Source organism: Subtercola boreus, assembly GCF_003399645.1.
Taxonomy (GTDB): Bacteria; Actinomycetota; Actinomycetes; order Actinomycetales; family Microbacteriaceae; genus Subtercola; species Subtercola boreus_A.
In genome coordinates this window covers 12077-38083 of the sequence record NZ_NBXD01000029.1, presented here as the reverse complement: position 1 = coordinate 38083, position 26007 = coordinate 12077, and the positions used below count along the sequence as shown (strand labels likewise).

At 67.8% G+C, this 26007-nt stretch carries 20 protein-coding genes; 9 read left to right on the top strand and 11 right to left on the bottom strand.

The genetic code is table 11. The features are described from left to right. Positions 1-9: 9 nt before the first annotated feature. From B7R24_RS14350 to B7R24_RS14320, 7 genes are all read right to left on the bottom strand, one after another. Entirely contained in the window at positions 10-1533 is a 1524-nt protein-coding gene (locus B7R24_RS14350) for an arabinosylfuranosidase ArfA (protein WP_116419666.1), read from the bottom strand. A gap of 11 nt (positions 1534-1544) precedes the next feature. Next, a complete protein-coding gene (locus tag B7R24_RS14345; RefSeq protein WP_116419665.1) occupies positions 1545-2837 on the bottom strand; it encodes a family 1 glycosylhydrolase in 1293 nt (430 codons plus the stop codon). Continuing rightward, positions 2834-3709, bottom strand: a complete 876-nt coding sequence (locus tag B7R24_RS14340; RefSeq protein ID WP_253259479.1) for a carbohydrate ABC transporter permease — start codon at positions 3707-3709, stop codon at positions 2834-2836. The genes B7R24_RS14345 and B7R24_RS14340 overlap by 4 nt, the downstream gene beginning before the upstream one ends. After that, positions 3706-4659: a carbohydrate ABC transporter permease gene (locus B7R24_RS14335; protein ID WP_116419664.1), complete on the bottom strand. Its 954-nt coding sequence runs from the start codon at positions 4657-4659 to the stop codon at positions 3706-3708. Before B7R24_RS14335 ends, B7R24_RS14340 begins: the two co-directional genes overlap by 4 nt. Before the next feature lie 63 nt (positions 4660-4722). Next, complete coding sequence (locus tag B7R24_RS14330; protein ID WP_116419663.1) at positions 4723-5988, bottom strand: ABC transporter substrate-binding protein; 1266 nt, start codon at positions 5986-5988, stop codon at positions 4723-4725. Positions 5989-6107: 119 nt separating this feature from the next. Next, positions 6108-7172 (bottom strand): LacI family DNA-binding transcriptional regulator, encoded by a 1065-nt coding sequence (locus B7R24_RS14325; protein ID WP_253259478.1) that lies wholly within the window; start codon positions 7170-7172, stop codon positions 6108-6110. A 105-nt stretch (positions 7173-7277) separates the two neighbouring features. Then, entirely contained in the window at positions 7278-8120 is an 843-nt protein-coding gene (locus tag B7R24_RS14320) for a helix-turn-helix domain-containing protein (protein WP_116419661.1), read from the bottom strand. Between the two features lie 183 nt (positions 8121-8303). Between B7R24_RS14320 and B7R24_RS14315 the strand changes: the two genes are divergently transcribed. Then, positions 8304-10148, top strand: a complete 1845-nt coding sequence (locus B7R24_RS14315; RefSeq protein ID WP_253259477.1) for a dienelactone hydrolase family protein — start codon at positions 8304-8306, stop codon at positions 10146-10148. A 15-nt stretch (positions 10149-10163) separates the two neighbouring features. Here B7R24_RS14315 and B7R24_RS14310 read toward each other — a convergent pair whose 3' ends face one another. Continuing rightward, the gene (locus B7R24_RS14310; protein WP_253259476.1) at positions 10164-11195 is read right to left on the bottom strand and encodes a LacI family DNA-binding transcriptional regulator; all 1032 of its coding nucleotides are present in this window, start codon (positions 11193-11195) and stop codon (positions 10164-10166) included. A 207-nt stretch (positions 11196-11402) separates the two neighbouring features. Here B7R24_RS14310 and B7R24_RS14305 point away from each other — a divergent pair, with 207 nt between their 5' ends. The 5 genes from B7R24_RS14305 to B7R24_RS14285 are packed head-to-tail and all read left to right on the top strand — an operon-like array spanning position 11403 to position 18549. Continuing rightward, a complete protein-coding gene (locus tag B7R24_RS14305) occupies positions 11403-12668 on the top strand; it encodes a sugar ABC transporter substrate-binding protein (RefSeq protein WP_253259475.1) in 1266 nt (421 codons plus the stop codon). A gap of 2 nt (positions 12669-12670) precedes the next feature. Beyond that, positions 12671-13663: a carbohydrate ABC transporter permease gene (locus B7R24_RS14300; protein ID WP_116419659.1), complete on the top strand. Its 993-nt coding sequence runs from the start codon at positions 12671-12673 to the stop codon at positions 13661-13663. Next, positions 13660-14529: a carbohydrate ABC transporter permease gene (locus B7R24_RS14295; RefSeq protein WP_116419658.1), complete on the top strand. Its 870-nt coding sequence runs from the start codon at positions 13660-13662 to the stop codon at positions 14527-14529. Before B7R24_RS14300 ends, B7R24_RS14295 begins: the two co-directional genes overlap by 4 nt. Further along, on the top strand, positions 14529-16556 hold the full coding sequence (locus B7R24_RS14290) for a glycoside hydrolase family 31 protein (protein ID WP_116419657.1): 2028 nt from the start codon (positions 14529-14531) through the stop codon (positions 16554-16556). The genes B7R24_RS14295 and B7R24_RS14290 overlap by 1 nt, the downstream gene beginning before the upstream one ends. A gap of 34 nt (positions 16557-16590) precedes the next feature. Next, positions 16591-18549 carry a glycoside hydrolase family 127 protein gene (locus tag B7R24_RS14285; protein ID WP_116419656.1) on the top strand — a complete coding sequence of 653 codons (1959 nt, stop codon included), beginning with the start codon at positions 16591-16593 and terminating at the stop codon, positions 18547-18549. 23 nt (positions 18550-18572) lie between these two features. On the opposite strand, the gene B7R24_RS14280 is transcribed toward B7R24_RS14285, so the two are convergent. Beyond that, complete coding sequence (locus B7R24_RS14280; RefSeq protein ID WP_116419655.1) at positions 18573-19673, bottom strand: SDR family NAD(P)-dependent oxidoreductase; 1101 nt, start codon at positions 19671-19673, stop codon at positions 18573-18575. Positions 19674-19737: 64 nt separating this feature from the next. Between B7R24_RS14280 and B7R24_RS14275 the strand changes: the two genes are divergently transcribed. Further along, positions 19738-20310, top strand: coding sequence for a TetR/AcrR family transcriptional regulator (locus B7R24_RS14275; RefSeq protein WP_116419654.1), 573 nt, complete (start codon positions 19738-19740; stop codon positions 20308-20310). Positions 20311-20315: 5 nt separating this feature from the next. Here B7R24_RS14275 and B7R24_RS14270 read toward each other — a convergent pair whose 3' ends face one another. After that, positions 20316-21104, bottom strand: coding sequence for a class I SAM-dependent methyltransferase (locus B7R24_RS14270; RefSeq protein ID WP_172582842.1), 789 nt, complete (start codon positions 21102-21104; stop codon positions 20316-20318). Positions 21105-21270: 166 nt separating this feature from the next. Between B7R24_RS14270 and B7R24_RS14265 the strand changes: the two genes are divergently transcribed. Together B7R24_RS14265 and B7R24_RS14260 are read left to right on the top strand one after the other, a co-directional pair. Next, positions 21271-22278, top strand: a complete 1008-nt coding sequence (locus B7R24_RS14265; protein WP_116419653.1) for an ATP-binding cassette domain-containing protein — start codon at positions 21271-21273, stop codon at positions 22276-22278. Further along, positions 22278-23045, top strand: a complete 768-nt coding sequence (locus B7R24_RS14260; RefSeq protein WP_116419652.1) for an ABC transporter permease — start codon at positions 22278-22280, stop codon at positions 23043-23045. Before B7R24_RS14265 ends, B7R24_RS14260 begins: the two co-directional genes overlap by 1 nt. 26 nt (positions 23046-23071) lie before the next feature. Here the strand turns inward: B7R24_RS14260 and B7R24_RS14255 are convergent, their stop codons facing one another. Then, entirely contained in the window at positions 23072-25993 is a 2922-nt protein-coding gene (locus B7R24_RS14255) for an AfsR/SARP family transcriptional regulator (protein WP_116419651.1), read from the bottom strand. Positions 25994-26007 lie beyond the last annotated feature (14 nt).

Here is a 26007-nt window from a genome sequence, read left to right as displayed (position 1 = left end):
CCCGCCGCCTCACGCCTCCGCGGGCACCGCGGCGACGGCGATCTGGGTCCACGAGACCGGCGGCAGCACGATCGTCGCCTCGTCGCCCTCGACCCGCAGGGTCGCGTTCACGATCAGCCCCACCCGTGACGGGTCGCTGAGCGTGTTGGCGGCTGAAAAGTCATCGGCCCAAAGGCTCTGGGCCGAGAGCCCGGCACTGGCCAGCGACCCGAGGGAGAGCGTCACCTCGACCGATTCGTTCTCCGACCGGTTCACGAGGTACACCGCACCGCGCCCTGTCGCCGCATCGAATGCCGCCACGGAGTCGACCAGCGGAACGTCTCCGTAGGAGGCGGTGGCGTAGCTGTCGCACTGCACGTTCACCCGAAGGGCCTGGCCGCGGGCGTTGGCCGAGGTCTCGGCGAACGGGAAGAAGGTCGTCTGCCGCCAGGCCGGCCCGCCGGGCTCGGTCATGATGGGGGCGATCACGTTCACCAGCTGGGCCAGGGAGGCGCTGGTCACCCGGTCGGCGTGTTTCAGCAGCGAGATCAGCAGGCTCCCGAACACGACCGCATCGGTGACGGTGTAGCTGTCCTCCAGCAGCCGCGGGGCGATCGGCCAGTTGTCGACGCCGGTGATCTTGTCGACCTTCTCGAACCGCTCGTTGTACCAGATGTTCCACTCGTCGAACGAGATGTCGATCGTCTTCGAGCTGCCGCGCACGGCCTTGACGTGGTCTGCCGTCGCGACGACCGCCTCGATGAACCGGTCCATGTCGACGCCCGAGGCGAGAAACTCCGCCCGGTCGCCGCGGTCTTCGTAGTAGGCGTGGCACGAGATGTAGTCGACCTCGTCGTACGTGTGGCTGAGCACCGTGCGCTCCCACTCGCCGAAGGTGGGCATCGAGGCGCTCGACGACCCGCAGACCACCAGTTCGAGCCCCGGGTCGAACGATCGCATGGCCCGGGCGGTCTGTGCCGCGAGTTTTCCGTAGTCGTCGGCCGAGCGGTGGCCGAGCTGCCACGGCCCGTCCATCTCGTTGCCGAGGCACCACATCTGCACGTCGTAGGGCTCCGGATGCCCGTCGGCGATGCGTTTCTCGGCGAGGGCGGTGCCCTGCCGGAGGTTCGCGTACTCGAGCAGGTCGAGCGCCTCCTGCACTCCGCGCGTGCCGAGGTTGACCGCGAGCATCAGGTCGCTGCCCACCTTGGTGAGCCACTGTTCGAACTCGGCGAGCCCCACCTCGTTCGTCTCGGTGGAGTGCCAGGCGAGGTCGAGGCGCCGCGGCCGGGATGAGACCGCACCCACGCTGTCTTCCCAGCGGAACCCCGAGACGAAATTGCCGCCGGGGTAGCGGATCGTGGTCACGCCCAGCTCTTTCACGAGATCGATCACGTCGCTTCTAAAACCGTCTTCGTCGGCGAGCTCGTGACCGGGCTCGTAGATTCCGTCGTAGACCGCGCGGCCGAGGTGTTCGATGAAGGAGCCATACAGGCGCGGATTGATGGGGCCGATCACGGAGTGCGTATCGACGGTGACGCGGGCGCGGAGCATGCAGGTCTCTTTCAGGCTGAAGCGGATGAGGGGGCGAGGGCGGCGGTTGCGTGCTGCTGGAACCGGTCGGCGACCGGGTTGCGGTGCCGCTCGAGGGTGCCGCCGGGGGACTCCACGAGGTCGTACAGCCCCATGGTCAGCAGGTGATCCTTTCGCGGGGCGGTGCTGTGCCGGTATGTCCATTCGTACATGTCGAAGAGCGGCCACCAGGTCATTCCGACGACGGGAAGACCCTCGCCGCGGAGCCGGTGCAGTGTGGCCACCGAGTCGTCCAGCCAGGCCAGGCGCTCGTCGACCGTGCCGGTGACGCAGGTCTCGGTGAGCATGACCGGCGCACCGTATCGCTCGGCGTACCGGGTGAGCACCTCGGCCAACCCGTCGCATCCGGCGTCGAAGAACGGCCTCGGATCGGCGAAACCGCCGCCGTGGTGCACCCCCGCTTCGAAGACCTCCGTCGAGTGACGGGGATAGTAGTTGACCCCCATCACGTCGGGGCGAACCGCATTGCGGGCGAACCAGTCGAGGTCGGTGTCGGTGACTCCGCCGCTCAGCAGCTGCGCGAGCAGCGGATGATCGGGGCCCACATTACCGGTGACGAGGTCTTCGACGAGATAACTCTGGTGCCGGAGCCGTTCGACGGTCTGCCGGTGCTCCGCGGCATCCACATCGCCGACGTAGCGCATGCCGGCGTCGACGTGCACGAAGCTCGCGCGCTCGCCAAGAACGTCGGCGATACCCTGCTGGGTCAGCACGAAGCCCTTGGCGAGGCTCGTCGCAATGCTCGCCAGGCCGCGCGGGCCCTCGAGGTAGGGCGGCCAGTAGGCGTACTCGCCCGAGAAGAGGGCGTGGATCATCGGCTCGTTCACGGGCGTATAGTCCGTGGCGACGGCGGCGAAGCGGTCGGCGAAGCGGGCACCGAACTCCGCGATGTGCTGCGGATAGTCGGGGTTCGCGAACTGGTTCTCGAGCCAGAGCGGGGTGCCGTAGTGCAGCAGGTCGACGATCGGCCGCAGCTCGAGGCGCTCGAACTCGGCCATCGCCCTGTCGATCCACGACCAGTCCCATCGCCCCTGCTCGGGCGCGATGCGGTACCACGGCACGCCCCAGCGGAGGAGATCGGCGCCGACACCCTTGGCCAGCGCGAGGTCTGTCTCGACCTGCGCGTAGTGGTCGGTGAGTTCGTATTCGTCGATCGCGCGCTCACCCGGGCGGCTCTGCGGCACGAAGGTGTCTTCGATGCCCAGGGCGAAGTGCAGCTCTCCGTCGTCGAACCATTTCATCGACTGGCCCGTCTGGCGTGTCATTTGAGCCCCGAGGTCGCGACGGACTCGATGAAGCGGCGCTGCACGAGCAGGAACAGGATGGCCAGCGGCAGCACGGCCATCAGGGCGCCCGCCATCATCACTCCCTGCGGGATGATGCCGCCCGGGCCGGTGAGCAGGGTGAGGCCCGAGGTGATCGTTCCCATGTTCTGGTCTGTGGTGAAGACCAGGGGCCAGAGCAGGTCGTTCCAGTTGTTCACGAAGAGAAAGATGCCGAGCGTGAGAAGGGCCGGAACCGCATTCGGCAGCACGACACTTCGGAACACCCGCCACTCCGAGGCGCCGTCGATGCGGGCCGCGTTGTCGAGGTCGCGGGGGAGGGAGAGGAAGAACTGGCGGAGGAAGAAGATGCCGAAGGCATCGGCCGCCCGTGGGGCGATCAGGCCGGCGAAGGTGTTCACCCAGCCGAGCTGCGACACCAACTGGTAGATCGGGATGAGGGTCGCCTGGAACGGGATCATCAGGCTGGCGATGATGACGATCAGCAGGATGCGGGAGCCGCGAAAATCGAGCCGGGCCAGCGCGTAGGCCGCGAGGGAGTCGAAGACCAGGGCGAAGACCGTCACGCCGCCGGCGAAACCGAAACTGTTGAGGATCAGCCGGCCGAAGGGCAGTTCGGAGAAGATCGCCTCGAAGTTGGCGAGGGTCCACTGGTGCGGAAAGAGCGTCGGCGGGAAGGCATTCACCTCGGAGGCGGGTTTGAAGGCCGTGAAGACGATGATGAGCACCGGCAGCATGATGGCGAAGGTGACGGCCAGCAGCACGGCGAAGAAGACCCAGCGCATCGGGTCGCCCCGGTGCCTGGAGTGGGTGCGGGTGACCGGCAGAACACCGGAGCGGGCGAGAGCGGTCACGAGTTGATGTCCTTTGAGCGACGACCGAAGAAGAGGAACTGCGCGAGACTGAGCAGCAGTGTGACGATGAGCAGCACATACGACAGGGCAGAGGCGAAGCCGAGGTCGAGGTCTTTGAATCCCGACTGGTAGATCTGCATGACGATCGTCTCGGTACTGCGGTACGGCCCCCCGCCGGTGAGCACGTAGATCTGGTCGAACGCCTGCAGCGCGGCTATCAGCGCCACGATCACAACGAACGCCATCGTGTTGCTGAGCATGGGGAAGGTGACGTTGGTGAACCGCTTCCAGACGCTGGCGCCGTCGAGCTGTGCGGCCTCGTAGAGGCTGGTCGGGATGTCCTGCAGACCGGCGAGGAAGATCACCATGTAGAAGCCGAAGTTCTTCCAGACCGCGACGAGTACCACGGTGGGCATCGCGAGGTTCGGGTCTTGCAGCACGTTGCCGATACGGATGCCGACGGCCTGCAGCCAGTAGTTCAGCAGACCGATCTGCGGGTCGAGCAGGTACGACCACGCGAAGGCGGCCACAGCGAGCGAGACGATGAACGGCAGAAAGAGGGTGGAGCGGAAGAAACCGCGGAACGGCAGGCGGGGGCTGTTGATCGCGAGAGCGAGCACCAGGGCCACGACGATGGCTGTAGGGGTGAACAACACCGAGTACAGGGCGGTGTTGCCCATGGCCTGGAGGATCTCCGTGTCGCTGAACACCCTCAGGTAGTTGTCGAGGCCGACGAACTCCGGGGTGCCGAACCCACTCGCATCCGTGAACGACAGCTGAAGGGCCGAGATCATCGGCCAGCCCACGAAGGCGGCGAGGATGATGAGGGCCGGAGCGAGGAAGCCGACGATCGTGGCCCGCCGCTTGAACGTTCCGTTCAGCGGGGTGCGGCCGCCGAGTTGGGCGGGCGGTCGGTATGGCCTGGACGGCGCGAGATTCTGGGTGGTCATGGGTGCTCCTGGGTGGGGCGGGCGGCTGTGGTGTTCCGCGCCCGCCCCACGTCGTCGGTCGAGCTAGTTGGTGAGGGCTTGCTGGATGCTCGTCGAAGCGTCACTCAGCAACTGCTTCGGGTCGCCACCGGCGACGGCCTTCTGCGTGGCGGTGTCGATGGCCGTCAGCACGTCGGTGCTGTTGACCACGCCGGGAAGCAGTGCGACGGTGTTGGGAGCGATCTCGGTCAGGCTCGCGACGGTGGCGTTCGCCGACACGTCGGCGGCACTGACGTCTGTGCGAAGCGGCGGCCAGCCCGAACCGAGCGACCACTTCGTGGCCGTGGTCTTGTCGTTGAAGTAGGCGAGGAACTTCTCTGCCGCCTGCTGGCTCCTCGCGTCGGTCTGCGCCGTGATGCCGAGCGAGATGCCGATGGCCGAAGCGGCCTGGGCCTTCGGGCCCGCCGGGATGGCAGCAAGTCCGTAGTCGATGTTCGAGGATGTCGCGACCCCGGCCATCCACGGGCCACCGACCTCCATCGCGGCCTTGCCGGCCTTGAAGAGGTTGTCGGAGGCAATGCCGTCGAGTCCGGTCGGGGAGATCTTGTCGTTCTGGATCGCCGTGGACCAGTAGGTCAGCGTCTCGACGTTCTCGGGGGAGTCGATGGTCGACTCGGTGCCGTCGTCACTCGTGATCGAGCCGCCGTTGCCCTCGAACAGGCTCGGCCAGACGCCGTTGCCGACGGTGGCGTGGTCGGGCAGGGCCAGACCGTACTGCTCGGGGGTGCCGTCGCCATTGGAGTCCACGGTGAGCTTCTTCGCGTCGGCGACCCATTCGTCCCAGGTCGTCGGGAAGGCCGTGATACCAGCCGCGGCGAAGAGGGTCTTGTTGTAGATGACCGAGAGCGGAACGAACCCGCTCGGCACGCCGTACTTCTTGCCGTCGACGGTCTCCATCGCGACGGCCTCGGCCTTGAGTGCCGAGGTATTGCTCGAGGACTGGCCGTAGAAGTCGTCGAGGTCGACGAGCGCCTTCTTCTGAGCATAGACCGGCAGGCGGTCGGAGGTCATCGCGACGATGTCGGGCCCGTTCTTCGACGACAGCGCCGGAAGCAGTGTGTCGTCGATGACGGCCCAGGTCTTCGTCTGGGTCGTGATGGTGATGTCGCTCTGCGAAGCGTTGAAGTTCTTGACGATGTCGTCGAGCACACCTCCGTCGGCTTCGGTGTAGCCGTGCCAGAAGGTGAGTGCGACCGGGCCGCTGGCCTGGTCGCTCGAGGAGCCGGCGCATCCTGAGAGCCCCGCGGCAACCAATCCGGCTGCTGCGACGACTCCGATCAGCTTCTTCACTGAGTACCTACTTACTGCTCCCAACGTCTCTGTGTGGGAACTCTCTTGAGTGGTGGGCATCAAATTTACATCGATGTAAATGAGACAGTAGGCGACGTCGGCACCACTGTCAACTCGACCTAGGAAGAAATCCCGGCAGCCTCGCGCTCGACGCGCACGCCGGCCGAGGACTCCCGTTCGATGAGCTCATATCCGGTCTCGACGTGCAGCGGGGCCAGTCGTGTGTCGGGCCCCTCGATGCGATCGATCAGGATGTCTATCGCCTTCTGCGCGATCTCATCGCGCCGGGGAGAGACGGTGGTGAGCGACGGGGTCGAGTACGCCGAGTCTTCGATGTCGTCGAAGCCGACGACCGCGACGTCTTCGGGGATACGACGGCCGTGCTTGTGCAGCGCCCGCAGCGCGCCGAGCGCGAGGGCGTCGTTGAAGCAGACGACCGCATCGAACGGAACGCCGCTGGCGAGCAGCCGCTCCATGGCCTCGACGCCGTAGGTGCGGTGCCAGAGAGCGGCGGTGATGATGAGGTCGGGGTCCTGTTCGATGCCGTAGTCGGCCAGCGCCTCGGTGTAGCCCCGTAACCGGGAGGCGGCCGTTCCGACAGGCCCGTCGGGCTGCGCCCCGATCACGGCGACCCGTCGCCGACCGAGCGAGAGCACGTGCAGGGTTGCGGCCTTCATCGCCTGCACGTTGGACATCGTGACATGGTCTGCGCGGCTGCCCTCGACGCGTTCGCCCAGCACCACCAGCGGAAAGTCGACGTCGAGCTGCTCGACATCGCCCGGCCCGATGGCCAGCGGGCTGTAGATCAGGCCGTCGATCGAGTGCCGGCGCATGGCGGCCACCGCGCTGATCTCGAGCGACCGGTCGACGATCGTCTGCTCGATGAGAACCGTGTACCCGCGGGCCCCTGCCGCCCGGATGACCGCGTCGGCGAGTTCGGCGAAGTAGGCCTGGCTGAGCTCTGGCACAGCGAGCCCGAGTACCCGGGTGCTGCCGACCCGCAGGTTGCGGGCCGAGACGTTGATCTCGTAGTCCAGTTCGCCCACCGCGCCCATGACCCGCTCACGCATCTTCGCCGAGACGTGCTCGTACCCCGACAGCACGTTCGAGACGGTCTTCACCGACACTCCGGCGAGAGCCGCGACATCCTGCATCGTGGCAGCCCCACGCGCCGATCGAGCCATCGTCCCTCCATCGGGCGGAACAGCGCCGGGCGGCGCTTTCGTTCCCCTCTGTCACCTTACAAGTCGACGGCCGACACTCGCGTCATGGCGCCTCGTGAGCCGGTGTCAGCCCCGGTTCGCGTCGCTCAGTTCTGCGCACGACGCGAGCAGCACGAGAGCCTGTTCGCTCACAGAGCCGGTCTCGGCGAAGAACACGAAGAGCGTCTGGTCGGGGGCCTCGTTCACGCGGAAGGTCTGATACTCGAGCGTGAGCGGGCCGACCAGCGGATTGAGGTAGCGCTTCGTGCCGCTGGTGCGCTCCTGAACGTCGTGGCGTGCCCAGATACGGCGGAATTCGGGGGAGCGGCGGGAGAGCTCGTCGACGAGTTCCTTCAGCTGCGGGTCGGCGAGGTCGGAGCCCGCCGAGCTGCGCAGTCCCGCGACGGCCCCGGCGGCGACGATCTCCCAGTCGACGTAGAAGCCTTCGCCGGCGGGCGACAGAAACGCTTCGTACAGCAGGTTGTGCCCCGGCGCGAAACCCGGGTTCAGGGCCTGGGCCAGAGGCGTCGACGTAAGCACATCGCGGTAACGGCCGATCACCGCCACCGGCTGGTCGCTCCAGCGGTCGAGCAGGCGCAGCAGCTCGGGGCTGACCCGCTCGTTCCGTCGGGCCGCCACCTTCACCAGTGGCAGGTCTTCAGCGAGGGCGTGCAGGTGCTTCTTCGCCTCGTCGCCGAGCTCGAGGGCGCGCGCGAGGGAGTCGAGAACGGCCCGGGAGGGATGCCTCGCCCGCCCCTGTTCGAGCCGGGCGTAGTAGTGCGTGCTCACGCCGGCGAGAAAGGCGAGCTCCTCCCGGCGCAGCCCCTCGACGCGGCGCTGCCCGTGGTCGAGAACCGCGAAGTCGGCCGGGTCGAGAAGGCTCCGCCGTGCCCGCAGAAACTCTCCCAGTGCGTTGTCCCCGTGTTCCACCCGTCGATCCTACGTTCCTCCCCGGTCTGCCCGGGCCCTCCGCCGCGGGGGAGGGTGTGGGGGGCACTGAGAGGGCGACCCTGGGCGGCCGCCCGTCTTCTACGGTGGGAGCTGCGCTCGGCACGGGCATCCGCCCCGTCTCAGCGCGCCCTCACACACCCCCAATGAAGCAGGTAACAAGACGTGAAGAAGAATGTGCGAAGGCCAGCGTTCTGGCTCGTGCTCTCGCTGGTGCTCATGCTGGTCTCCTCCATCGGAGCCTCGATCGTGCAGTCCTCGGGCGGCACGGCCACGATCCACGACATGTCGTGGGTGACCGGCTCGGGCAAGACGATGAGCGCACTCCTGCTGGTTCCCGACGGCGCCAGCGAGACCGACAAGCGCCCGGCGATCGTGCTGGCGCACGGCTGGTGGAACAACAAGGAGATGCAGGACTCCAACTACGTCGAGCTGGCTCGCCGCGGCTACGTGGTGCTCTCGATCGACATGTACGGCCATGCCTCCTCCGACCCGCTGCAGGAGGGCCACGAGATGGATGCCGCAACCGGCATGTACGACGGAGTGAAGGAGATCGCGAGCCTGCCGTACGTCGACACGACGAAGATCGGTATCAGCGGCCATTCGAACGGTGCCCGTGCCGCGAACTGGGCCATCCCGCTCGACGATGCGGCCGCGACGCCTCTCATCAGGTCGGTCTACCTCGTCGACAACGACCCGATCTACGTCGATTCGGCCGGCGCCTACACGAACTACTACGGCAACCGCGATGTCGGCGTGATGGCCGACCAGTACGACGAATTCTTCTTTCGGAGCTATGACAAGAGCGGTGCCGAACTCACACCCCCGCGGGAGTACATCGGCACGCCGAACGCGCAGTCGTTCCTGAACTTCGGAGCGGACGCCTCGGGGACGCCGGCGAAGGAGTCGTACACCACGTACACCCAGACCGTCGATGGCACAGACGCCATCCGTGAGATCGACAATCCCGCCCAGACCCACCCCTGGGGCCCCTTCTCGAAGCAGGAGGTCACCTCGCTGCTGACGTTCTTCGACAAATCGCTCGGTACCCCCGATCCGATCGCGCCCGGCTCCCAGATCTGGCAGGTCAAGGAGGGTTTCAACGCGCTCGGCCTCGTCGGCTTCGGGATGTTCCTGGTCGCTTTCGCGATCGCCCTGCTCGGCACCCGCGCCTTCGCCGGTCTTCGCACGACGAGAACGGCGGCGCTGCAGCCGAACAGCCGCGGCGGTCTCCTCTGGTTCTGGGGCGGGCTCGTCATCTCGGCCATCGTGTCGGGTGTCAGCTACTGGATCATCAGCGCCGACAAGTCGGTCGGAGCCGTCAGCTTTCTCGGCGACCCGCCGCTGAACCCCCAGGGCGCCGTCTGGATCATCGCCCTCTGGGCCTCCGTCAACGGCGTGGTCGCCGTGGTGATCATGGCCGTCTCGTACCTCGCGTTCGGGCGGAAGAACGGGTTGGACCTCCGCGAGATCGGTGTGCTGCCCGGCTGGAAGAAGTTCGGCCAGGGAATTCTTCTCGGCCTCATCGTGGTCGCGTCGGCGTTCGTGCTGGTGTTCGTCTTCGCGTACTTCTTCACCACCGACTTCCGGCTCTGGGTGCTGGCGATTCCGACGTTCACTCCGAACAAGCTCGCCATCGCACTGATCTACCTGCCGTTCTTCCTGGTCTACTTCCTGGCGAACTCAGTGGCGATCAACGCCTTCAACCGCTTCACGATCTTCGGTCGCGAGTGGGGCAACACGGCGGTTCTGGCCCTCGCGAACGCGATCGCTCCGCTGATCCTGGTTGTCGCGCAGTACTCCCACTTCTTCGTCACGGGCGACCTGATTCCCGGGTTCGGGGGCATCAACAGCATCTGGCTGTTCCCGATCCTGATCATCCTGCCGGTGGCCGCAGTGGTGACGCGAAAGATCTACCGGGCGACGAACAATCCCTATATCGGGGGCTTCATCATGGCCGCGGTCGTGACGGTCGTGGCGGTGTCGAACACGCTGACCTACACGAAGTAGACCGTGGGGCGCGGCTCAGCGGTGCGACCAGGATGCCGTGGACTCCCTCGGCACCACGCGCACCGAGCCGCGCCGCACACCCCGGGCGCTCCCTCCGCCGATGGCGGAGACGAGCTCCTGGGCTGCGGCCCGACCGAGCTCCTGCAGGTTCATCTCCACGCTGGTGAGCGGCGGCCGGGCCTCCTCGGCGAGCACATCCCAGTTGTCGAAACCCATCACTGCGACATCGTCGGGCACCGAGAGGCGGCTCTCGCGCAGCTGGTCGAGGGCACCCCGCGCGAGCTGGTCACTGCCGCAGAGCAGGGCGTCGAAGGCCACCCCCGAATCGACGAGTGACTCGGTGCACCTTCGGCCCCAGCGTTCACCCCAGGGGCCGAAGAGGTCATTGCCGCCGACGAGCTCGAGACCGGCCTCGGCCAGCCGGGCGGATGCCCCGGCTACGCGGTCCTGTGCGGCCGTGTACGAGGGGTCGCCATTGATGAACGCGATGCGGCGCCGCCCACGGGAGAGCAGGTGTTCGACCGCCTGGCGCCCCGCGTCGAAGTTGTCCGGAGTGAACGAGAGGTCGGCTGGGTCGACGGAGGGCGCGTAGACGTAGACGACCGGTACCGTCAACGCGGCAGTGAGGGATGCCCGGGGGTTCGTCGTGCGCCCCACGACGAGCAGCCCATCCACCCGTTTCGCGAGCAGCATGCTGAGCTGGTGCCTCTCGCGCACGGAGTCGCTTCGCGCGTCGGCCAGCAGCACCGAGGTCGACCCGGCGCCGAACGCGTCTTCGGCCCCCAGCAGCACCGGCAGTACGAACCGGTTGTCGAGGTCTTGCGTGAGCATCCCGATCGTTCCGGTGGTGGCCGAATTGAGTGCTTTGGCGAACGGGTTCGGGGTGAACGAGAGGGTGGCCGCGGCGTCGAGAACCCGCTGCCGCGTCTCGGCGCGCACCTGGCTCACGTTGTTCATCGCCTTCGACGCCGTCGCGAGGGAGACACCCGCGAGCTCAGCGACATCGGTCAGCGTCGGCGCCCCCTTGCCGCGTTTTCTGCCGTCCACCTCCGACCTCCCTCGTTGTACTCCCGGTTGTGTTCCGGCACCGAAACCGCGACTTCGAAACTTTGACCGATTCTTTCACCCTATCGGGCGTATTCCTGCTTGACGAGCGGGAAGACCGCGCATATGGTGGTGACCGAAAGTACTTTCGGTATTTCGGTGACCTGCCGCCGGTACCCTATGAGCACGTCACATTCAGAGAGGAATATGATGATCAAGCCCGCCAGAAGAGGGCGCCTTGTCGGGGCAGCCGTTCTTTCGATCGCCGCGCTCGCGGCGCTGTCTGCCTGCTCCGGTTCAGACACCGGCACGGGCCAGGCCTCGACCGATTCCGCCGCCGGCGGCACCTACACCTTCTGGGATCCCTACCCCCAGTTCGATGAGACCGCCGACTGGTCGAAGCTCGTCGCGAAATGCGGAACGGAGGCCGGAGTGACGATCGAGCGCACCGGTTACGATACCTCCGACCTCACCAGCAAGGCCCTTCTGGCGGGCCAGCAGGGCAGCTCGCCCGATGTGCTCGTCGTCGACAACCCCGTCGTCTCCACTCTGGCAGACGCCGGCATCCTGACCACCACCAAAGAACTCGGGCTCGACACGACGAACTTCGAGGCGAACATCCTCGCCGCCGGCCAGAGCAACGGCGACACCTTCGGTGTGCCGATCGGCGCCAACACCCTGGCGCTCTACTACAACAAAGACGTGCTCACGGCCGCCGGTGTCGATATCGCCAGCGTCACCGACTGGGACTCGCTGAACGCTGCACTCGCGAAGGTGAAGGCGTCGGGCAAGCAGGGCATCACGTTCTCGGGCATCGGAACCGAGGAGGGCAGCTTTCAGTTCCTGCCGTGGTTCTGGGGCGCCGGCGCAGAGCTGACCGACCTCAGCTCGAGCCAGGCCGTCGACGCGGCGACCCTCTGGACGAACTGGGTGAAGGAGGGCTACGCCCCCAACTCCGTGATCAACAACACCCAGACGACGAGCTGGCAGGAGTTTCTCACCGGCGACTTCGCTTTCAGCGAGAACGGCACCTGGCAGCTCGCCGGCGCCGACAAATCCGGCCTGAGCTACGGCGTGGTGCCGATTCCGGCCAAAGCGGGCGGGGCTGCAGCGGCACCCACCGGCGGAGAGTTCGTCGCGGCGCCCGTGCAGAGCGACACCGGTCGCTACGCGACCACCGAGAAGATCGTCTCCTGCCTCACCAGCGATTCGAACCTGCTGACGACCGACACGACACTGTCGTACGTTGCGCCGATCGCCACCGTGCAGACCCAGCAGGTCGCCGCGAACGCCGAACTCACGCCCTGGGTCGCTGCGGTGGCCGCAGCGCGTGGTCGCACGAGTGACAACCTCGGCACCAAGTACCCGGTCATCTCGCAGGCCATGTGGGGTGGATTCCAGAACGCCCTCTCGGGCAGCCAGGCGCCAGCAGACGCGATGAAGGCCGCCCAGACCGCGGCCGCGGCCGCCCAGTAGTCATGACCGTCACGCAGAGAACCGCCGTCTCGCCCGCCGTCACGGCTGAGGCGGCGGTTCCTCGTCGGCCCGATCCGGTCGCTCCCACCGGGGCGGCCGGCCGGGCCCGGCGGCCCCACGCGACCCAGTGGGCCGCCTGGGCCTTCCTTGCTCCGGTGGTGATCTATCTCGCACTGTTCTATGCGCTACCGCTCTACAAGAACGTCGACCTGAGCATCCGCGACTACACGGTGCGCTCGTTCGTGCAGGGCAATGCACCTTTCGTCGGGCTCGAGAACTACCTGAAGGTGTTCTCCGACCCCACGTTCCTCCCGGCGGTCCTGCACACCGGGTTCTTCGTGCTGGTGTCGATCCTGTTCCAGTTCACCATCGGCATGGCGCTCGCCGTCTTCTTCTACAACCGGTTCCGCCTGTCGGCGACGCTTCGCGCGCTGTTCCTGGTGCCGTGGCTGCTGCCTCTGATCGTGTCGGCCTCCACCTGGTCGTGGATGCTCAACAGCGACTCGGGCATCGTGAACTCCTTTCTCGAATCGTTCGGCATCGGCAGTGTCAACTGGCTGACCTCGCCGCAGTGGGCGCTGGTCTCGGTGACGATCGCGAACATCTGGATCGGCATCCCGTTCAACCTCGTCATTCTCTACAGCGGCCTGCAGAACATCTCGGCCGACCTCTATGAGGCCGCATCGCTCGACGGCGCGAACGCGTGGCAGAAGTTCTGGCGGATCACCTTTCCGCTGCTGCGGCCCGTGTCGGCCATCACGATCCTGCTCGGACTGGTCTACACGCTGAAGGTCTTCGACATCATCTGGATCATGACGAAGGGTGGGCCGGCCAGTTCGTCGACCACCCTGTCGACGTGGTCGTACCAGCTCGGCTTCGGTTCGACCCTGCCGCGCTTCGGGCCGGCGGCGGCGGTCGGCAACATCCTCATCATCGTCGCGCTCGTCTTCGGGCTCGTCTACATCCACCTGCAGCGAAGGGAGGCCAAGCGATGACCGCTCTGGCCACACCGACCGTCGGAGCCACTTCGACCGCCCAGCGGAACCGTCGGCGTCCCACCTGGTGGATCACGGTGATCGGCGTCGTACTCACCGCACTCATGCTGTTCCCGATCTACTGGATGATCAACGTCTCCCTGACGAAGACCGCCGACATGCGGAAGAGCCCGCCCGCCTGGTTCCCGTTCGACCCCACCTTCTCGGGCTACCAGGCGGTGCTCTCCCAGCAGTTGCCCTATCTCGGTACGAGTCTGATCGTCGGCCTCGGAACGGTGGTGCTCACACTCGTGCTCGCCGCCCCGGCCGGCTACGCGCTGGCGAAACTCCGGCCGCGCGGCGGCGGAGCCGTGAGCTTCGTGTTCCTGATCGCGCAGATGATCCCGGGCATCATCATGGCGATGGGGTTCTATGCGATCTACCTCAACCTGGGCATCCTGAATTCGATACCGGGCCTGATTCTCGCCGACTCGACGATCGCCGTGCCGTTCGGTGTGCTGCTGTTCACCGCCTTCATGTCGGCCATCCCCGACGAGCTGATGTCGGCTGCCAAGATCGACGGAGCATCGTCGTGGCGCACCTTCCGCTCGGTGGTGCTGCCGATCAGCCGCAACTCCGTCGTGACGGTGTCGCTGTTCGCCTTCCTCTGGGCCTGGTCGGACTTCATCTTCGCGTCGACGCTCGACGGCGGCGGCAAGATCCAACCGATCACGCTCGGCATCTACAAGTACATCGGCAACAACAACCAGGAGTGGAACTCGATCATGGCAACAGCCGTCGTCGCGTCCATCCCGGCAGCCGTGCTTCTCGTCGTCGCCCAGCGTTACGTCGCGGCCGGCGTGACCGCCGGCGCGGTCAAAGACTGATGGCCACCTTCACCGCCGCCTCGGGCTGCCTCGAGGTGCGCCACGGGCACGAGGTACTGCGCATCGAGGCGTGGGGCGTCGACAGCGCCCGCGTTCGGGCGAGCCAGTATCGGCTACCCGCCGAGAGTGCGGGGGCGCTCGCCGAGACGGCGCCGGTGCCGCCCGCGGGCGACATCGAGGGGCCTGCAGCCATCGCGACCGCGACCGCCACCGGCGGCCGGCTCGTCAACGGTGAACTCACCGTCACCGTGACGTTCGACGCTGCGGAGCCCTACCCCGAACCCCAGCTCACCTTCACGAACACCACGACCGGCGCCGAACTTCTGGCCGAGAGTCGCGAGCACTTCTGGCTGCCCGGGGCACGCGTCTTTCTCGGCAACGGCTCCGGCGCCTCCGAGATCCACCAGCAGTTCCGGGCCTACGACGGGGAGAAACTGTTCGGCCTGGGTCAACGCACCCACGGGCGGTTGAACATCAAGGGCCTCTCTCTCGACCTCGTGCAACGCAACGCCGAGGTGAACATCCCGTTCGTGCTCTCCGACCGCGGTTACGGGCTGCTCTGGAACGTACCCGCCGTGGGACGCGTCGAATTCGCCGACAACGCGACCCGCTGGCAGGCCGCCCAGGCGCGGGAGATCGACTACTGGATCACCGCCGCACCGACCCCCGCAGGCATCCTCTCGCGCTTTGCCGATGCCACCGGCCATGTGCCCGATCTGCCCGAGTGGGCGAGCGGGTTCTGGCAGTCGAAGCTGCGCTATCGCACCCAGGATGAACTGCTCGCCGTCGCGCGCGAGCACACCAGCCGTGGCCTGCCGCTCTCGGTCATCGTGGCCGACTTCTTCCACTGGTCGGCCATGGGCGACTTCCGCTTCGACGAGAACGAGTGGCCGGATGTTCCCGCCCTGGTCGCCGAGCTGAAGGCCCTCGGCGTGGAACTCATGGTGTCGATCTGGCCGACGATCTCGCCGCTGTCGGAGAACTTCGCCGACTACCGCGACCGAGGGCTGCTGGTCGGTGCCGAGCAGGGCGTCGAGTTCCTGCAGAGCATCCAGGACAAGGGCATGGCCACGCCGATGCCGGTCGGATTCTACGACCCGACGAACCCCGAGACCCGGGAGTACGTGTGGAAGCTGGTGGAGCAGAACTATCTCGCACACGGCATCCGTGTGTTCTGGCTCGACGCCTCCGAGCCCGAACTGAACCCCGCGCACCCCTCGAACATGCACCTCTGGGCCGGCCCGGGTGCAGAGGTCGCGAACATCTACCCCCGCGACAACGCCCGGCTCTTCGCCGAGGGAATGGCCGAGGCGAACCAGCAGCCGACCGTGCTGCTCTGCCGCTCGGCCTGGGCCGGCTCGCAGAAGTACGGCGCCGCCGTGTGGTCGGGCGACATTCCCGCCACGTGGCTGTCGCTCGCGCAGCAGCTGCGGGCCGGGCTGAACATCGCGATCTCGGGCATTCCGTGGTGGACGACCGACATCGGCGGGTTCCACGGCGGCGACGCGTCAGATCCTGAGTACCGGGAGCTGGTCATCCGCTGGTTCCAGTACGGCGTGTTCTGCCCGCTGTTCCGGCTGCACGGCGACCGCCAGCCGCGAACGCCGACCGGGTTCGAGATGACCGGCGGGCCGAACGAGGTGTGGTCGTTCGGTGATGAGGCGTTGGGCATCCTGACCGGGGTGCTGCAGCTGCGGGAGCGGCTCCGCCCCTACATCCACGAGCAGATGAGCCTGGCTCGGCGCACCGGTGTACCGCCGATGCGACCACTGTTCATCGACTACCCGACCGACGAGCGGGCGTGGCTCATCGAGGACCAGTTTCTCTTCGGCCCCGACATCCTCGTCTGCCCCATCACCGCACCCGGCCAGCGCGAACGTCAGGTGTACCTGCCCGGCACTGGTCGCTGGCGCGATGCGCACTCCGCCGAACTCATCGATGCGGGCCGCACGATCACCGTCGAGGCACCTCTTGAACGCATTCCCGTTTTCCTCCGAGAAGAAGCACAGGTCTCCCTTGTCCCCTGACACAACCGCCACGCTGCTCCCTGGCGTTCGTGAGATGAACGCCGCCGGGAAGGCCCTGCGGGGTGGGCCGGTCGCTCCGAGCGCCTCGCGCCTGCGCCCGCTCGGCCCCGACGAGGTCATGATCGATGGCGGTTTCTGGGCGGAGCGCCAGGCGCTGAACGCCGACGTCATCCTCGCGCACTGCGAGAAGTGGATGGAACGGATCGGCTGGATCCAGAACTTCGACGCGGTCGCCACAGGCACGGTCGGGTCGCGGCATGCCGGTATCGAGTTCGTCGACTCCGAGGTCTACAAACTCCTCGAGGCCATGGCCTGGGAACTGGCGCGTCGGCCCGATCAGGCCCTCGAGGCCCGCTACCGCGCCCTCGTCGACCGAGTGGCCGCCGCGCAGGAGGCGGACGGCTACCTGCACACCAGCTTCGGGCATCCGGGACAGCCCGATCGTTACTCGAACCTCGAATGGGGTCACGAGCTGTACTGTTTCGGGCATCTCTTTCAGGCCGCCGTGGCGCGGGTGCGAGGCGGGTACGCCGACGACGACCTCGTGCGGGTCGCCCGGCGCCTCGCCGATCACGTGTATCGCGAGTTCGGACCAGACGGGCGCGTGGCCATCTGCGGGCATCCCGAGGTCGAAGTCGCGCTCGTCGAGCTCTCGCGGGCAGTGGGTGAGCCTCGGTACCTCGAGCTCGCCGGGCTGTTCGTCGAGCGCCGGGGGAGGGGGATGCTCGCCACCACGATCCTCTTCGGTCACGAGTACTTTCAGGACGACGTACCCGTGCGCTCGGCCACCGTGCTGCGCGGTCACGCCGTTCGGGCGCTCTACCTCGCCAGCGGCGCGCTGGATGTTGCGACGGAGACGGGTGACCGTGCGCTCGCCGATGCCGTCGCACTGCAGTGGCGCAACACCGTCGCGAGGCGTACCTACATCACCGGTGGCATGGGATCGCACCACCAGGACGAAGCGTTCGGCGACGACTACGAGCTGCCGGCCGACCGCGCCTACTCCGAGACCTGTGCCGGCATCGGCTCCGTCATGCTGAGCTGGCGGCTGCTGCTCGAGACCGGGGACACCGCCTACGCCGACCTCATCGAGCGCACCCTGCTGAACAACATCCTCGCCTCGCCCCGGCAGGACGGCCGGGCATTCTTCTACACGAACACGCTGCAGCAGCGCGCTGCCGGCACCGAGCCCTCCGAGGGCGAGTTGAGCGAACGGGCCGAAGCGAGTCTGCGCGCTCCGTGGTTCGAGGTTTCGTGCTGCCCGACGAACGTGGCGCGCACGCTCGCGAGCGCAGGCCTGTACTTCGCCACCGCAGACCAGAACGGTGTGCAGCTGCACCAGTACGGCGACCTCTCGGTGCGGGTGACCCTGCCTGACTCCCGGGTGGTCTCGCTGAAGGTCTCGAGCGGCTACCCGCACGAGGGCATCGTGACGGTGACGGTGCTCGAGGAGGTCGATGCAGCGATCACGCTACGGGTTCCCCAGTGGGCACAGGATGCTGCGACGGTCACCGTCGCAGGTGAGACCGTCGTGCCCGGCGGTGGTTCTGTCGTGGTCGATCGTGCGTTCGCGGCCGGTGACACGATCGTCCTGAGCCTGCCGATGCAGCCGCGGATCGTGCATCCGCACCCCCGCATCGACGCCGTTCGTGGAACCGTCGCGGTCGAGCGCGGTCCCCTCGTGATGGTGCTCGAGTCGTCGGACCTGCCCGCGGGCAGGTCGACGGAGGATGCCGGCCTCTGCCTCGACAGCGGTCTCACGGTGATGGCGGACGGCCGGGTCACGGCGACGGTGGCGCTGCGGGCGGATGACGACCCCGGCTGGCCGTACGCGGGTGGGGCCGATCCGACGGGTGACGGCCCCGGTCCCGGGTCGGGCCGGCCTGCGCCGGCGGCAGCTCGCGTGCTCGAGGGTGTCGCGCTCACGCCGTACTACGCGTGGGCGAACCGTGGCCCGTCGACGATGCGGGTGTGGTTGCCGACGGCGGGCTGACCCCCGCCGTCGGCGATCCCTCCTCAGGCCACCGACCAGCCGCCGTCGGAGGGCAGGATGACGCCGTTCAGGTTGACGGCATCGTCGCTCAGCAGGAACGTGATCGAGGCGGCCAGGGCGTCGGCCTCGACGGCGTCGGGCAGCACGGCCATGGCCATCTGCACGCGCTGGGCCCCGAGCTCGGAGGCGAAGGTCGCCTCGATGTTCGTGATCGTGGCCCCGGGCGCCACGGCGTTGACGCGGATTCCGGTGGCGCCGTACATGAACGCGCTGCTCTTGGTGAGGCCCGCGACGGCGTGCTTCGAGGCGGTGTAGGCGGCTCCGGCCGCGGAGCCGCGAAGAGCCGCTTCGGAGGCGATGTTGACGATGGAACCCTTGGCCCGGGCGAGCATCCCGGGCACCACGGCGCGCATGAGCTTCATCGTTCCGGTCACGTTGATGGCGAAGACGCGCTGCCATACGGCGTCGCTCAGCTCGTGCACCGGCGTCATGTTGTCCATGATGCCCGCGACGTTCGCCAGTGCGTCGATGCGGTCGCCGGCCTCTTCGATGATGCGCGCGATGGCGGCGTCGTCGGTGATGTCGGCCTCGACCGTGACCACGTCGGTTTCAGGATGCTCGGAGCTGAACTCCTCGAGCCGCTCGCGCGAGATGTCGACCGCGATCACCCGGCCACCCTCGCGGGCGATACGGGATGCCGTCGCCCGGCCGATGCCGGAACCGGCTCCGGTGACGATGACGGTCATCCCGTCGAAACGCCCGGGGGTGATCTTCTCGACCCAGGACTCGGGTTCGGGGGCGTCTTGTGCGGCGGGGAACTCGGGAGCTCCATCTGACGCGCTCGCAGAGCCGACGGCATCCGCCTCTCCCGCCCCGCCCGTCTCGGAGGGTTCGGGAACCTCGCCCGCCTCGACCTTCCGCACCAGTTCGTCGATCATCCCGGTCGTGAAGGCGCCCTTGCTCATCGTGACGAGGCGCTTCAGCGCCAGCCGGCTGACGGGCCGCAGCACGCCCTCGTCCTGACCGCCCGCGGCGAGTAGTTCACGCAGCACCGGGCCGCCGGCAGGGTCCGCGAGCCAGGTGCGAATGGATGAATCGCCGGAGAGTTTCTCGTTCTTGCTCATGGGGAGGGGCTCCTGTTCGTGGGATGTACTACCGGACAACTCTGTCCGGTAGTACGCTACCCGAATGCCGACCACTCGTGAAGACCTGCCGAAGGCCAACCGGGGACCGAGTGCCGGCCCCGCCAACCGCGAGGCTCTCATCGCTGCTGCGCGGCATGTCTTCGCCGAGCACGGCCTCAGCGCACCGCTCAGCGCGGTGGCCCGGCGGGCGGGGGTCGGCCAGGGCAGCCTCTACCGGCACTTTCCCGACCGGGTGAGTCTCGCGCTCGCCGTCTTCGACGAGAACATCGCCGACCTCGACTCGCTCGTCTCCGACCCCGACGGGTCGGTGGTCGACCTCTTCGACCGCATCGCCGACCAGGCGATGGCCTCGACGGCACTGATCGACCTGATCACCTCCCAACGCCACGACGATCGTGCTGTCGGCCTCGGCCGACGGCTCGAGAACATCATCGACACCGTGCTCGAGCGCGACCAGAAGCGCGACCGGATCGCCCGCACAGTGGTGTCGGCAGACATCCTGCTGTCGATCTCGATGCTCGCCTTCCTGCTCGCCCGAACGGATGCCGACCAGCAGCCCGGCGTCGCGGCGCGGGCCCGGGCCATCTTTCGCGCGGCTTTTCGCCCGGCAGGCTGAGAGGTTCAGGGCCGGCGGGCCGCCCAGAGGGTGCGGGTGCCACGGATGTGCAGCTGATCGGCTCCCACGAGTTCGGGTTGACCGGTGCGGCGCCGTTCGAGCGCCGCGTACTCACCCGCCGGTCCGTCTGCGGGCATCCGGTGGTCGGTGACGAGAGTGCGGGTGATCAGGGACTCGAAGCCCGCTGCGGCGAGGCCGGCAGACCAGTCGGGATGATCGAACGCGGGTGAGCGTCGGGGCTCCGCGGGCCTGAGGTGCTGTTCCTGCTCGGGCTCCGACTCGGCGGCGGTGTCGGGGATCACCAGAGGGGGAGCATCCATCTCTACGATCACGATCAGCCCGCCCGACCGGAGGCTCGAGAACAGGTTGTCGAGGGCCTTCGGGGCGTCGGAGACCTCGTGCAGGGCCACGGCCGACCAGATGAGATCGGCGGTGCCGAGAGACCATTCGTCTGCGGAGGCATCGGCGGCGACCGTGCTCACGCGATCGGCGACCCGCTCGGAGCGGGCCCGGGCGCGAACCCGCTCGAGCATCCGCTCGTCGATGTCGACCGCGACGACCTCGGCGGTCGGGAACAGCCGGGCGAGGGCGACCGAGCCGGTGCCGGTGCCGGCCCCGATGTCGAGGATGCGGCGAGGTGTGTCGGTCCCGACGAGATCGGCGACCGTCGCCAGCGCCTGCTCGAGCGCCGGGCGTTGAACGATCGCGTCGAGGTCGAGCAGTCGCGCGAGGTCGGGCCCGTGCGGGCCGGCGTGCGCATGCGTGTGGCCGGAATCGTGCGGTTTCGGGGTCATGCTCACGACCGTATTCGCACTTCCCCCCAAGACACCCACCCTCGTGCCGAACCAGCAATCGAGCAGCGCGGCAGCGGGTGACAGCGGCTGACAGCGGTGCGACAGAGGGCGGGCCGCACACTCGTCACTGAGGGCGCCAGAGCGCGACCCGCAGAGGAGAATTCGCATGGCAGCAGCAATCGAGGCCCACGGCCTCATCAAGCACTTCGGCAGGACGAGGGCGCTGAACGGTATCGACCTGACGGTTCAGGAGGGACGCGTTCTGGGCGTGCTCGGCCCGAACGGAGCAGGCAAGACCACGGCGGTACGCATCCTGGCCACGCTGCTGAAGCCCGACGGCGGCACCGCCGTGGTGTCGGGGCTCGATGTGGTGCACCAGGCGACCGCCGTGCGGCGCACGATCGGCCTGACCGGGCAGTTCGCGAGCGTCGACGAAGATCTGACCGGCACCCAGAACCTCGTGATGATCGGGCAGCTGCTCGGCCTGTCGACGCGCCAGGCGAGGGCGCGGGCATCCGAACTTCTCGCCGAGTTCGACCTGACGGATGCCGCCGGCCGGCTGGCGAAGACCTACTCCGGGGGCATGCGCCGCCGGCTCGACCTCTCGGCGTCGCTCATCGGGCGGCCGAGTGTGGTCTTTCTCGACGAGCCGACGACCGGGCTCGACCCAGCCAAGCGCGATGACGTGTGGGAGATGATCCGAGCGCTCGTGCGGCAGGGAACGACCATCCTGTTGACGACGCAGTACCTCGAGGAGGCGGATGCGCTCGCCAACGAGATCACGGTCATCGACCACGGCACGATCATCGCGCACGACACCCCGCGGGGGTTGAAGCGCCAGGTCGGCGGCCAGACCCTCGAGGTGCGGCCGACGGATGTCGCGTCCCTGCCGCGCGTTCGCGAACTGCTCATCAGGTACGGCACGAGGGAACCCGACCAGCCGGCGCCCGACCTGCTCTCGGTGCCGGTCACCGACGAATCCGCGTTGACGACCGTGGTCGCCGCGCTCGCGGCCGAGCGCATCTCGGTCTCCGAGCTGTCGCTCAGGCTGCCGAGCCTCGACGAGGTCTTCTACTCGCTCACCGGGCAACCGAAGAACGACCAGACCCAGAACGACCAGACCCAGATCGACCAGACCCAGAACGACCAGACCCGGAACGGAGCGGCCGCCTGATGCTCCGCGACTCTCTCATCCTCGCCAAGCGTTCCGTCATCAAGATGGTGCGCAACCCCGAACAGTTCATCGACGTCACCCTGCAGCCGATCATCCTGACCGTGGTGTTCGTGTTCATCTTCGGTGGCGCGATCGCCGGGTCGACCGGTGAATACGTGCAGTTCGCGCTGCCCGGCATCATCGTGCAGACCATCATGTTCACCTCGCTCACCATCGGCGTGAACCTCAACACCGACATTCAGAAGGGCATCTTCGACCGCTTCCGGTCGTTGCCGATCGCCCGCTCCTCGCCGCTTTTCGGTGCGGTTCTCGGCGACATCGTCCGTCACTCGATCGCCATCACCGTGACGCTGCTGTTCGGCCGCATCATCGGGTTCGAGTTTCCGACGCCGTGGTGGCATGTGGCGATCGCCGTGCTGCTGATCATCACCTTCGCCGTGAGCCTGTGCTGGGTCTCGGTGCTGATCGGGATGCTCGCCAGGAGCTCCGGCGCCGTGCAGGGCCTGTCGTTCCTGATCGTCTTTCCGCTCACCTTCGGATCGTCGACCTTCGTTCCGGCCTCCACCCTTCCGACGTGGCTGCAGGGCTGGGTGGCGATCAACCCTGTGACGCACGTGATCGAGTCGATGCGTGGGCTGCTGACCGGATCGACCGGCGTGGTCGGAGATACGGTCACGGGCCAGGTGCTGTGGGTGCTCGCCTCCTGCGTCGTGCTGGTCGGCGTGTTCTTCCCGCTCGCGACGTGGGCCTACCGCCGCAAGATCTAGCGGCGGGTGGCGGGTGGCGGGCGGCGTCAGGCGAGCAGTTCGTTCAGCGCCTCGAGCGGAAGCGGGCGTTCGGGTACGACAGTACCCGGGCGCCCGATTCCCGCGTCGTCGGCCGCCCGGCTGATCGCAACGAGATCGGGGTGCGTCGCGTCGCACGCTCCCACGATGGCCGTCGCGTAGTCGGCGGCCCGCACGGCCATTCTGACGTCTCCCGTGGCGAGGGCGAGCATCCCGATTCCCATCGCCACCCCGCCGATGACGGGCTGGTCGCCGCTCTGCAGAGCCCTTTCGGCCGCCGCCCCGAGGTGCCGGTGGGCGCCGTCGATGTCGCCGCGCTTCCTGGCGAGTGCCGCCTTCGTGGTCTCGAGCACGGCCACCGACTGAGTGGGCGGCTTCGAGAGCGAGACGAGTTCGTCGATCACCGGCACCCGGGCACCGGCCGACTCCAGATCTCCGAGCGCGACCTCCAGCACGAGGGCGTTGATCTGCACATTCAGGATGGCCCGATGGTCGCCGCCAGCATCCGTCTCGTCGAGCATCGCCGCGAGGCGAACCCGGGCCTCGGCGCTTCGTCCCAGCCGCCAGAGCAGCTGGATGCTGAGACCCTGTTCCCGGGCGAGGTCGGGTGTCGAGGTGATGCCACGCATTATCGCGGTCGACGAATCGGCCAGGTCGAGCGCCTCTTCGAGCCGGCCGTGCAGGGTGAGCCACTCCGCGCGCATCCGCTGCGCGAGAGCCGTGCCCCAGCGGTCACCGACGACGCCCGACAGTTCGAGCGCCACATCCGATTCGCGGCCCAGCTCGCCCACATCGCCGCGGTTCTGGGCGGTGGCGGCGCGCATCACATGCAGCATCGCGGTCGGCCAGGCATCCAGGCCGAGGTCTTCGCCGCGGGGCAGCCGCACGGCGGCGAGCCAGTTCGGCTGGCTGGCGACCTCGGCGAACGCCAGCAGGGCCGGGGTGAACATCTGCAGCATTTCGTGGCTGCCTGCCCCGAGCTTCACCGACCGCAGCGGTTCGAGCAGCCCCCGCAGTCTCTCGCTCAGCAGGGCGATGTCGAACTCGTCACCGTCCCGGCCCGAGAAGCCTTCGAGCAGCGGATGCAGGAGGGCCAGCAGCCTCGCCTCGTCACCGTCTTCGTCGCCCTCCACGAGCGACGCAGATGCGGCGGCCACGCCCAGCCAGGTCGCGGCCTCCTCGTTGCGATCGCGCAGGATCCAGTACCACGCACACGAGATGGTGAGCCGCACGACGATGTTCGGCAGGGGCACCCCACCGCTGAAGCGCAGTGCGCTCGCGAGGTTGTCTTCCTCGTCATCGAACCAGGCGATGGCGGCCATGATGCCGGGCCCGCGGAGCTGCCGGTCGACGTCGGCCGCACGCTCCACCATGTAGCGCGCCTGCGCCGTTCTCGCCTCGGCGAGCCCGCCCTGGGAGGCGATGCGCTCGATGCCGTACTCGCGAATCGTCTCGAGCTCTCGAAAGCGGCCGCGCGAGCGTTGCAGCAGCGACCGGTCGACGAGCGAATCGAACACCGCGGAGCCGGGCAGGTCGAGCGCGGTCGCGAGCAGGCGGGCCTCGCCGACACCGACGCCGGCGGGAAAGACGCTGAGACCGAGCAGCGCGCGCCGTTCGGGTTCGTCGAGCAGGCTCCAGCTCCAGTCGATCATCGCCTTCAGGGTCTGGTGTCGGGGCATCGCGGTGGGATAGCCCCCCGTCAGGAGGGAGAACCGGTCATCCAGGCCGGCGAGCACCTCGGCAGGTTCCATCGTGCGGAGCTTTGCGGCGGCCAGCTCGATCGCGAGCGGCAGGCCGTCGAGCCGGGTGCAGATGCGGGCCGCCACCGAGACACCGGCGTCGTCGAGCGCGCGACCCTGCGCCGAGAGGGCGCGCTGGCAGAAGAGTTCGACGGCGGCGAACGCCCGGAGCTCGGCGGGTGTCGACGCTCGGAGCTCGGAGTCGTTCGGATGGGCGAGCGACCCGAGCCCGACGAACGCCTCGCCGGGCACCCCCAGGGGCTCGCGGCTCGTGGCGAGGATGCGCAGTCGGGGCAGCGCCGAGAGCAGTTGCTGCGTCAACTCCGCCGCTTTGTCGATCACGTGCTCGCAGTTGTCGAGCACGAGCAGCACCTCACGGCCCGCCAGCGCCTCGAGCAGTCGCGTGCGGCTGGATTCGCCGGAGGTTTCACCCGTGCGGAGCTCACGGCCGGTGGCGGTCAGCACGGCTCCGGTGACCTCGTCAGGGCCGACGGGCGCTAGCTCGACGAGCAGCGCACTGCCCTGTCGGGCGGCGGTCTCGAGGGCCAGCCGGGTCTTGCCGGCCCCGCCGGTGCCGATGATGGTGACGAGGCGGTTACCCGCGAGCTGGTCTGCGATGGTGCGGAGTTCGAGCTCACGGCCGACCAGAGTGGTGAGCTGGGCGGGCAGCGCGGCCGGAAACGGGCTGCTGTCGCTGTCGCCGATGCCGCTCGGGCTGCCGCTGCGGCTGCCGCTGTCGCGCAGACGCGCCGCGGTGGCGTGGTCGCGCGCCAGGTCGCGCACGAACCAGTCGAAGTTCTCCGACGGGATCCATGGCTCACCCGACCACAGGTCGAGAGCCCGCCGGGCGGTGGATGTCTCGCCGGTACGCTCTGCCGAGGCGACGAGATCGGTGAATTCGAGTGCGTCGACATCCGTTCGCGCCACACCCAGCCGGTAGCCACCGACGGTGGACTCGATCGAGGAGGGTGGCAACTGCGAGCGGAGCCTCGACACGATCGACTGCAGGGCCGCCTTCGTGTTCTCCGGAGCATCCAGCCCCCAGACGTCTTCGGCGATGGCGCGGTAGCTCACCGCCGTGCCCGCATCGACGGCGAGCCGGAAGAGCACCGCCAGCTGCATCGTTCCCGCCACCGCGAGGGCGCGGCCATCGTGCTCGACCCGCAGTCCGCCCAGCAGCGAGATTCTCACACCCTGATTCTACT